The organism is Streptomyces turgidiscabies Car8 (genome assembly GCF_000331005.1).
Classification (GTDB): domain Bacteria; phylum Actinomycetota; class Actinomycetes; order Streptomycetales; family Streptomycetaceae; genus Streptomyces; species Streptomyces turgidiscabies.
On sequence record NZ_AEJB01000398.1, the window covers coordinates 1 to 9,301 of the forward strand.

The following is a 9,301-nucleotide window of genomic DNA, read 5'->3' on the forward strand; positions in this document are numbered from 1 at the left end:
CGCCAGGGAACTACTTGTTCAGGCCGGGGTACAGCGGGTGCTTGTCGGCCAGTGTCGTGACGCGGGCCTTCAGAGCGTCGACGTCGAACGACGGCTTCAGGGTCTCGGCGATGACATCCGCGACCTCCTCGAAGTCCTCGGTCGTGAAACCGCGGGTGGCCAGCGCCGGGGTGCCGATCCGCAGGCCCGACGTCACCATCGGCGGCCGCGGGTCGTTCGGGATCGCGTTCCGGTTGACGGTGATGCCGACCTCGTGGAGCCGGTCCTCCGCCTGCTTGCCGTCCAGTTCGGAGTCGCGCAGGTCGACGAGGACCAGGTGGACGTCCGTACCGCCGGACAGGACGGACACGCCGTGCTCACCGACGTCCGCCCGCACCAGGCGCTCGGCGAGGATGCGCGCACCGTCCACCGTACGCCGCTGGCGCTCCTTGAAGTCGTCCGAGGCGGCGACCTTGAAGGAGACGGCCTTCGCCGCGATCACATGCTCCAGGGGGCCGCCCTGGAAGCCCGGGAAGACGGACGAGTTCAGCTTCTTCGCGAACTCCTTCTTCGCCAGGATGATGCCGCCGCGCGGGCCGCCCAGTGTCTTGTGGGTCGTCGAGGTGACGACGTCCGCGTAGGGCACCGGGTTCGGGTGCAGCCCCGCCGCGACCAGACCGGCGAAGTGCGCCATGTCGACCCAGAGGTAGGCCCCGACCTCGTCCGCGATGCGGCGGAACTCCGCGAAGTCCAGCTGCCTCGGATACGCCGACCAGCCCGCGATGATCACCTTCGGGCGGTGCTCCTTGGCGAGCTGCTCCAGCTCGGCCATGTCGACCAGACCGGCCTCGTCCACGTGGTAGGCGACCACGTCGAACTGCTTGCCGGAGAAGTTCAGCCGCATCCCGTGGGTGAGGTGGCCGCCGTGCGCCAGGTCCAGGCCGAGGATGGTGTCGCCGGGCTGGGCCAGGGCGAACAGCGCCGCCTGGTTGGCGGACGCGCCCGAGTGCGGCTGCACGTTGGCGTACTCGGCGCCGAACAGCTCCTTGACCCGGTCGATCGCGATCTGCTCGGCGACGTCGACGTGCTCGCAGCCGCCGTAGTAGCGGCGGCCGGGGTAGCCCTCGGCGTACTTGTTGGTGAGGACCGAGCCCTGGGCCTCCATGACGGCGACCGGAGCGAAGTTCTCCGAGGCGATCATCTCCAGGGTGGACTGCTGGCGGTTCAGCTCGGCGTCGACGGCGGCGGCGATGTCGGGGTCGAGCTCGTGCAGGGGAGTGTTCAGAAGCGACATGGGGTCGTTACGTCCTTACGTCCTTGTGCCGGGTGTGCCGGGGGACTCAGCTGCCGGAGATCGCGGTGTACTCGTCGGCGGAGAGAAGGTCGGCCGGCTCGTCGGAGACGCGCACCTTGAAGAGCCAACCGCCCTCGAACGGGGCGGAGTTCACCAGCGACGGGTCGTTGGAGACGTCCTCGTTGACCTCGGTGACCTCACCGGTGACCGGGGAGTACAGGTCGCTGACCGACTTGGTCGACTCCAGCTCGCCGCAGGTCTCACCCGCGGTCACCGTGGCACCGACCTCGGGAAGCTGTACGTACACGACATCGCCGAGCGCGTTGGCCGCGTGCTCGGTGATTCCGACCGTCGAGACGCCGTTCTCGGCGCCCGACAGCCACTCGTGCTCCTTGCTGTAGCGCAGCTGCTGGGGGTTGCTCATGGCCTGAATTCTCCTGTACGCGGGGGACTGGTCCTGCATGGGGTACTACGGGGAGACCGCCTGCCCGACAGCGGGCAGGACACGGGACGCCGAACGGTCGGGACGCCGGCTGCTTCCGGCGCCGGAGTGAGGGCCGGGGTTACTTCCGGCGCTTGTAGAAGGGCAGTGCCACGATCTCGTACGGCTCGTGGCTGCCCCGGATGTCCACGCCGACACCCGCCGTACCGGGCGCCGAGTGCGCGGCGTCGACGTACGCCATCGCGATCGGCTTCCCGAGCGTGGGGGAGGGGGCGCCCGAGGTGACCTCGCCGATCACCCGGCCGTCGGCGACGACCGCGTACCCGGCGCGCGGGACGCGACGGCCCTCGGCGACCAGGCCGACGAGTACCCGCGGCGGCTCGTACGAAGCGCGCTCGGCGGCCTCGCGCAGAGCCGCGCGGCCCACGAAGTCGCCCGCCTTCTCGAACTTGACCACCCGGCCGAGCCCGGCGTCGAAGGGGGTGAGGGAGGTGCTCAGCTCATGCCCGTACAGCGGCATGCCCGCCTCCAGGCGCAGCGTGTCCCGGCAGGACAGTCCGCAGGGGACTAGCCCCACGGGCGTGCCCGCGTCGGTCAGCGCCTGCCACACCTTCTCCGCGTCACCCGGCGCCACGAACAGCTCGAAGCCGTCCTCGCCGGTGTACCCGGTGCGCGCGATGAGGGCGGGGACACCGGCGACCGTGCCGGGCAGGCCCGCGTAGTACTTCAGGCCTTCGAGATCGGCGTCCGTGAGGGCCGCGAGGATGCCGGGGGCCTCCGGGCCCTGTACGGCGATCAGCGCGTAGGCGTCCCGGTCGTCGCGGACCAGCGCGTCGAAGCCGGCGGACCGCTCGACGAGGGCGTCCAGCACGATCTGCGCGTTGCCGGCGTTGGCCACCACGAGGTACTCGGTCTCGGCCAGGCGGTAGACGATCAGGTCGTCCAGGATGCCGCCGTCGGCCCGGCAGATCATGGTGTAGCGGGCGCGCCCGACGGCGACGGACCCGATGTTGCCGACCAGCGCGTAGTCGAGCAGGGCGGCGGCCTCCGCCCCCGACACGGTGATCTCGCCCATGTGGGACAGGTCGAAGAGGCCGGCCTTCGTGCGCACGGCCAGGTGCTCGTCGCGTTCGGAGCCGTACCGCAGGGGCATGTCCCAGCCGGCGAAGTCGGTCATCGTCGCGCCGAGGACACGATGCAGGGCATCGAGGGCGGTAAGACGCAGAGAAGTGCTGCTCATCGGTAGTGCTCCCAGGGCATGACGGCGAGGTCGTTCCTCCCCATCTGTCATCGGAACCTGAGAGGTTCGTCATGACCGCCGGTGAAACGGCAGGTCACTGACTTGCACCTTGGGTGGAGCCACCGGTCATGACGACCCGCGGCCCGCTTTTCAGATGTGCCTCGCCCGCGCGGTAACGGGGCCTGAGAGATTCAAGGGAGGGACTTGCTCCTTCGGCGCCCGGGTACCCAAGGGGTCCCGGAACTCTCCCGCGCGGATTCAAGCGGCCGGTATGCAGTTGGCGGGCACATCATCGCACGCATTCCCTCGGCACGGCAGGGGGACCCTTCACAGAGGGGGCACGGCCCCGCCACAGGCTCGCATGCTGCTCACATACCGCCCTGTAGCAGGCCTGTTGCAGTAATCGGACCCAACCGAGAGACACCGCGTATTACCTTCTCTTTACACTCGACGGGGACGGTACTTCCCGACCCCATGGGAGGACGAACACGGTGAACAGGACCACGGCGTATGCGGCGACCTCGGCCCTCGCACTGACCGACGCGCTGCCCAAGCAGCCGGCCGGCCCGGCCCGGGAGGCGTGCGCCACGCGCCCGGAACCCGTGATCCGCGATCTGCGGGAGCGCTCGGGCCACAGCCCGCACGGCCTCACCTTCGGCGCCCGCGACATCGTCGTGGTCACCGGCCTGCCGGGCAGCGGCAAGTCCACGCTGATGCGCCGGGCCGTGCGCGCCACCGGCATCGACTCGCAGAACACCCGCGACCACTGGGACGCCCGTACGCCCTCGTTCCTCCCCTACGCCGTCTACCGCCCCCTCGTCCGCCTCGCCCACTACGCCGGACTGCGCCGGGCCCTGCGCTCCGGCGCCGGAGTCGTCGTGCACGACTGCGGTACGCAGGCCTGGGTGCGCGGCTGGCTGGCCCGCGAGGCGCGCCGCCGGGGCGGCACCCTGCATCTCCTCCTGCTCGACGTCACCCCGGGCGAGGCCCTGGAGGGCCAGCGCGAACGCGGCCGGGGCGTTTCGCGGTACGCGTTCCTGCGCCACCGTCAGGCGGCCTCGCGGCTGCTGCGCTCGGTGGAGAAGGGGAACCTGCCGGACGGCTGCGGCTCGGCGGTGCTGATCGACCGGGACGCGGCGGACATCCTGCGCAGGATCGACTTCGCGGACTGACCGCCGTATCCGCCCGGGCCGGTTAGGGTTTTGCCCATTAAGGGACTCCCCTTGAGGGACTCAGGACAGCGGTTCACAGCAGGCGGTAGGCAGATGGACATCCCGGCGGACTTCCCCCCGGACTTTCCCGGGGGCTTCCCCCAGGCGCATCCCCATTCGCACGGCGGATGGCCCGGCAACGAACTGGAGGAGGTGCTCTCGGCCTCCCTCGGCGTCCCGGGCGCGGGCGCCCGCATCGTCGAGGTCCTCGGCCGCAGCTTCGTCTGGGTCCCCCTTCCGTCCGGCGGCGGCCCCTACACCGGCCCCCTCGACCTGCCCACGATGGACATCGCGGGCCAGGCCTACGTGCCGGTCTTCAGCTCGGAGGAGCAGTTCCGGCAGGTCGTCGGCGGCCATGTGTCGTACACCGTGGCCCCCGCCGTCGAGTTCGCCCGCGGTCTGCCGCCCCAGGTCGGCATCGCCGTGAACCCGGACGGCGTGGTCGGCGTTCCCCTGCCCCCGCAGGCCGTGGCCCAGCTCTGCCGCTCCGGCCGCACCCTCCTCGACGGCGCCGGCGGCGGCCGGGTCCGCCTCTACGAGCCCGACTGGCAGGAGGATCCGGTCGGCTTCCTCGCCGCCGCGACAGCGGAGTTCGCCGGCACGGGCGTCGTCCGGACGGCCCGCCGCTGCCTGGCGACGATAGAAACGGCCGCCCCCGTCATGTTCATAGGCGTCGAACTCGCCCCCTGGGACCCGGTCGCCCGCACCATCCCCATGGACGCGGTCGGCAGGGCCCTGACAGTCTCGGCCCCGGCCTGGCCGGTCAATCTGGTCTTCCTGGACGCGGCCCAGGACCCGGTGACGGACTGGCTGCGGGAACGGGTCCGCCCGTTCTACCAACACGAGTACTGATGAACGTCCCTGAGGTGCGACTCCCTGGGGGCGCGGGGCTGCGACATTTTGCGGCTGCGCCGCAGGGCGCGACCAGCCACAATGGACCCGCGGCCGCCCAAGTACGGCAAGTCCCGAGCTCCTGGGCGCCTCCACAGACCGTGTCTGTCAGCGGCGCCGCTTAAGCTAAGAGACGCACAGCACGGTCGGTGTTACGAAGGGGCGGTAATGGTGAGCGCGTCGGGCACGGCCGCGGCCGGTCAGGTCGAGCACATGCTGCGCCAGGTGACGCCCGGGCGTTACGACGCCTACGAGGCGCTCCTGCGCGCCCTCGCCACCCCGTCCTCCGGCCAGATCTGGATGCTGCTCTGGCACGGCCAGGCCGGTTCCCCCGACGCGCAGTACGGAAACATGCAGGTCGACGGATACGGCTACGCGCCCTGCGTGACCTCCGCCCAGGAGCTGTCGGTCAGCGGCTGGAACAGGTCGTACGAGGTGGTCGACGGCCTCGACGTGGCCCGCACCCTCTACCCGGACCAGTACGGCCTCTGGCTCAACCCGCACTCCCCGGGCGGTGGCGTCGGCATCCCCTGGCTCGACCTGCGCCGAATCGCCGCGGGCCTGGAGCGCCAGCCCGCCGGACCGCTGCGACTGGCCGAGCCCGGCATCGAGATCCCGCAGTTCTACGCCCTCCTCTCGCAGAACGCCCACCGCACCCCGGCGGTCCGCTCCCTGCGCCGGGCCTGGGTGCAGCCGGCGCTCGGTGCGCCGTATCTGGCCATCGGACTGGACGTGTACGAGACCTCGCCGCCGGCCGTGGACTCGGTGCGCGCGATGATGCAGCAGTCGATAGGGGCGGTCCCCGACGGGCTGCCGGTGTCGACGGTCGCGATGTCGGACGAGCAGGACCCGGTCGTGATGTGGCTGCGCGCGAACGCCCGGCCGTTCTACGACCGGGAGGCGCACGCGGTCGCCGCCCCGCCCCAGACGCCGCAGTCTCCGGCGGCGGGATACGGCTATCCGCCGGCGCGGGGTCGTTACTGAGCGGACCGTCACACGTACGGCCGAATTCGCGCGCCACTGTCTTCGCGCGTAGATCGCGGCGGATGGTCGCGATAGTATGGGATTGTCCCTTCTGTCCCAACTGCCCCGCGTCCGAGGGGCGTTACCCGGTGTTCGGATAACGGAATCCACAGGACAGCATCACGTTTACGCATACTTTCGCCGACAGACCTTTCACGTGATCGCCGAATCACTGAAGACTCGCCTGTCAGACGATGGGGTCATCGATCCTGCGGTCGGGCGGAGCATGGCTCAGTCGACCAATCAGCACGGATCGTCAGCAGGAACGAACAGCCGGGTCACCGGACCGCATCATCTGCGGCCCGTCCCGGCAGGCAAGTGGATCAAGCCGCAGACAGCGGCAGGCGTAGGCCGGTCACCACCGGCGAGAGGGGTCGGGTCACTGTGACCGCACCGATCGAGACCACCGCAGCGGAAACCGAGGCACAGCCGGAGGCTGTGCTCGCGGGTGCCGGTAAGGGGCAGATCGAGGGCCGTTCCCTGGGTCAGATCGCCTGGGCCCGGTTCAAGAGGGACAAGGTGGCCGTCGTCGGCGGCGTCATCGTCATCCTGCTGATCCTGACCGCGATCCTCTCCCGGCCCATCCAGGCGATGTTCGGCCTCGACCCCAACGCCTTCAACCAGGACCTGATCGACCCCAACACCTCCCTCCCCACGGGCGACTTCGGCGGCATGAGCTGGGACCACCCGCTCGGTGTCGAACCGAAGTTCGGGCGAGACATCGCCACCCGCATCCTGGAGGGATCCTGGGTCTCGCTGGTCGTCGCGTTCGGTGCCACGATCCTGTCCAACGTGATCGGCACGATCCTCGGTGTCGTCGCCGGCTACTACGGCGGCCGGGTCGACACGGTCATCAGCCGTCTGATGGACACCTTCCTCGCCTTCCCCCTTCTGCTCTTCGCCATCGCCATCTCCGCCACGCTGCAGGGCGGCGCGTTCGGCCTTGAAGGGCTCCCGCTCCACATCACCGTGCTGATCTTCGTCATCGGCTTCTTCAACTGGCCCTACCTGGGACGCATCGTCCGAGGCCAGACGCTGGCCCTGCGTGAGCGTGAGTTCGTCGACGCCTCCCGGGGAATGGGCGCCAAGGGGCCGTACATCCTCTTCCGGGAACTGCTGCCGAACCTGGTCGGCCCGATCATCGTCTACTCGACGCTGCTCATCCCGACCAACATCCTCTTCGAGGCGTCCCTCAGCTTCCTGGGCGTCGGTATCCAGCCCCCGCAGGCTTCCTGGGGCGGCATGCTCAACCAGGCGGTCACCTACTACCAGGTCGACCCGCAGTTCATGATCGTGCCCGGCCTCGCCATCTTCGTGACCGTCCTGGCGTTCAACCTGCTCGGTGACGGTCTCCGGGACGCACTCGACCCGCGCAGCCGCTGATGCGGCCTGCGCGGGAGTTCGGCAAGTTTCCAACAATGGAGGAGAAGCAGACCATCATGCGAAGGTCAGCGCTGGCCGCGGTTGCGGCGATCGGATCTGCGAGTCTGCTGCTCGCAGGCTGCAGCAAAGCCGATGACGGTAAGACGGACGACGGTACCAAGGCGGCTGGGGCCAACGCGGCGACCACGGGCGTCGTCAACGTGTCCGACAAGAAGGGGGGCACGGTCACCTACGAGCTGTCCGACGTCCCGGACTCCTTCGACCCCGGCAACACGTACTACGGCTACATGTTCAACTTCAGCCGGCTGTACGCCCGCTCGCTGATGACCTTCAAGCCCGGTCCGGGCCAGAAGGGCAACGAGCTGGTCCCGGACCTCGCCGAGAGCGCCGGTGTGCCGAGCGACGGCGGCAAGACCTGGACGTACAAGCTCCGTCCGGGGCTGAAGTACCAGGACGGCTCCGCGATCACCTCGAAGGACGTCAAGTACGCCGTCGAGCGCTCCAACTTCGCGCGTGACGTGCTCTCCCTCGGCCCGAACTACTTCCAGCAGTTCCTCGAGGGCGGCGACAAGTACAAGGGTCCCTACAAGGACAAGAACCCGGCGGGCCTGGCGTCCATCCAGACGCCGGACGACACGACGGTCGTCTTCAAGCTCAACCGCGCCTTCCAGGAGTTCGACTACCTGGCCGCGCAGCCGCAGACGGCGCCGGTGCCCCAGTCCAAGGACAAGGGCATCGACTACGTCAAGAGCATCGTGTCCTCGGGCTCGTACCAGTTCCAGAGCTACGACGAGGGCAAGTCCGCCGTCCTCGTCCGCAACAAGAACTGGGACGCCGCGACCGACCCGCTGCGCAAGCAGTACCCGGACAAGATCGTGGTCAACCTGAAGGTCAACCCGGAGACCATCGACCAGGACGTCCAGGCCGGCAACGCGATCGACCTCGGTGGTACCGGTGTCCAGGCCGCGACCCAGGCCAGCGTCCTCAACGACGCCGACAAGAAGGCCAGCACCGACAACACCTACGGTGGCCGTCTCGTCTACATGGCGATCAACACCAAGCTGAAGCCGTTCGACAACGTCGACTGCCGCAAGGCCGTGCAGTACGCGATCGACAAGGTCTCGGTGCAGACCGCCGAGGGCGGCCCGATCCGCGGTGACATCGCCACGACCGTCCTCCCGCCCGACATCCCGGGCTACGCGAAGTCGGACGTCTACGCCACCGACGGCAACAAGGGTGACGTGGCCAAGGCCAAGGACGCTCTCAAGGCCTGTGGCCAGACCACGATCAACACCAGCATCACCGCGCGCAGTGACCGTCCCGCCGAGATCGACGCGGCCACCGCGATCATCAACTCGCTGAAGAAGGCCGGCATCAACGCCAGCCTGAAGCAGTTCCCGTCGGGCAAGTACTTCACCGACTACGCGGGTGTCCCGAAGTGGGACGCGGAGAACAACGTCGGTCTGATGATGATGCAGTGGGGTGCCGACTGGCCGGCCGGCTTCGGCTTCCTCCAGCAGATCCTGAACGGCTCCGCCATCGGTGCCTCGGGCAACACCAACCTCTCGCAGTTCGACGACAAGAGCGTCAACGACCTGCTGGGGAAGGCGATCGGCACCGAGGACAAGACCACGCGTGAGGGCATGTACGCCGAGATCGACAAGAAGACGATGGACGCGGCGGCGCTGGTCCCGCTGACCTACTTCAAGGTCCTGCTGTACCGCCCGGCCAACTTCACCAACCTGGTCTCCACGGCGGCGTTCAGCGGTCAGTACGACTACCTCAACATCGGCACCACGAAGAAGTAGCAGCCCCGGAAGGCAGGTGAAGGCATTGGT

At 68.9% G+C, this 9,301-nt stretch carries 8 protein-coding genes and 2 riboswitches; of the genes, 5 read left to right on the forward strand and 3 right to left on the reverse strand.

Annotated elements, in window-relative coordinates; genetic code table 11:
* Positions 1-10: 10 nt before the first annotated feature.
* The 3 genes from glyA to gcvT form a co-directional block, all read right to left on the reverse strand.
* On the reverse strand, positions 11-1,273 hold the full coding sequence (gene glyA, locus STRTUCAR8_RS29125) for a serine hydroxymethyltransferase (protein ID WP_006379684.1): 1,263 nt from the start codon (positions 1,271-1,273) through the stop codon (positions 11-13).
* Positions 1,274-1,319: 46 nt separating this feature from the next.
* Positions 1,320-1,697: a glycine cleavage system protein GcvH gene (gene gcvH, locus STRTUCAR8_RS29130; RefSeq protein ID WP_006379689.1), complete on the reverse strand. Its 378-nt coding sequence runs from the start codon at positions 1,695-1,697 to the stop codon at positions 1,320-1,322.
* A gap of 139 nt (positions 1,698-1,836) precedes the next feature.
* A complete protein-coding gene (gene gcvT / locus STRTUCAR8_RS29135; RefSeq protein ID WP_006379690.1) occupies positions 1,837-2,955 on the reverse strand; it encodes a glycine cleavage system aminomethyltransferase GcvT in 1,119 nt (372 codons plus the stop codon).
* A 34-nt stretch (positions 2,956-2,989) separates the two neighbouring features.
* A riboswitch (glycine riboswitch) is annotated at positions 2,990-3,115 on the reverse strand.
* Positions 3,116-3,216, reverse strand: a riboswitch (glycine riboswitch).
* 230 nt (positions 3,217-3,446) lie between these two features.
* Between gcvT and STRTUCAR8_RS29140 the strand changes: the two genes are divergently transcribed.
* From STRTUCAR8_RS29140 to STRTUCAR8_RS29160, 5 genes are all read left to right on the forward strand, one after another.
* Positions 3,447-4,127 (forward strand): AAA family ATPase, encoded by a 681-nt coding sequence (locus STRTUCAR8_RS29140; protein ID WP_006379685.1) that lies wholly within the window; start codon positions 3,447-3,449, stop codon positions 4,125-4,127.
* A 93-nt stretch (positions 4,128-4,220) separates the two neighbouring features.
* The gene (locus STRTUCAR8_RS29145; protein ID WP_006379688.1) at positions 4,221-5,018 is read left to right on the forward strand and encodes an enhanced serine sensitivity protein SseB; all 798 of its coding nucleotides are present in this window, start codon (positions 4,221-4,223) and stop codon (positions 5,016-5,018) included.
* 210 nt (positions 5,019-5,228) lie between these two features.
* On the forward strand, positions 5,229-6,041 hold the full coding sequence (locus STRTUCAR8_RS29150) for an enhanced serine sensitivity protein SseB C-terminal domain-containing protein (RefSeq protein WP_044473090.1): 813 nt from the start codon (positions 5,229-5,231) through the stop codon (positions 6,039-6,041).
* A 423-nt stretch (positions 6,042-6,464) separates the two neighbouring features.
* Complete coding sequence (locus tag STRTUCAR8_RS29155) at positions 6,465-7,463, forward strand: ABC transporter permease (RefSeq protein ID WP_006379686.1); 999 nt, start codon at positions 6,465-6,467, stop codon at positions 7,461-7,463.
* Between the two features lie 56 nt (positions 7,464-7,519).
* The gene (locus STRTUCAR8_RS29160) at positions 7,520-9,271 is read left to right on the forward strand and encodes an ABC transporter substrate-binding protein (RefSeq protein WP_234372651.1); all 1,752 of its coding nucleotides are present in this window, start codon (positions 7,520-7,522) and stop codon (positions 9,269-9,271) included.
* Positions 9,272-9,301 lie beyond the last annotated feature (30 nt).

What these genes read in the sequence shown, in the direction of transcription:
- STRTUCAR8_RS29160 (WP_234372651.1), top strand. Translation starts at nt 7,520, where the DNA reads ATGCGAAGGTCAGCGCTGGCCGCGGTTGCGGCGATCGGATCTGCGAGT.
- STRTUCAR8_RS29145 (WP_006379688.1), top strand. Translation starts at nt 4,221, where the DNA reads ATGGACATCCCGGCGGACTTCCCCCCGGACTTTCCCGGGGGCTTCCCC.
- glyA (WP_006379684.1), bottom strand. Translation starts at nt 1,273, where the DNA reads ATGTCGCTTCTGAACACTCCCCTGCACGAGCTCGACCCCGACATCGCC.
- gcvH (WP_006379689.1), bottom strand. Translation starts at nt 1,697, where the DNA reads ATGAGCAACCCCCAGCAGCTGCGCTACAGCAAGGAGCACGAGTGGCTG.
- gcvT (WP_006379690.1), bottom strand. Translation starts at nt 2,955, where the DNA reads ATGAGCAGCACTTCTCTGCGTCTTACCGCCCTCGATGCCCTGCATCGT.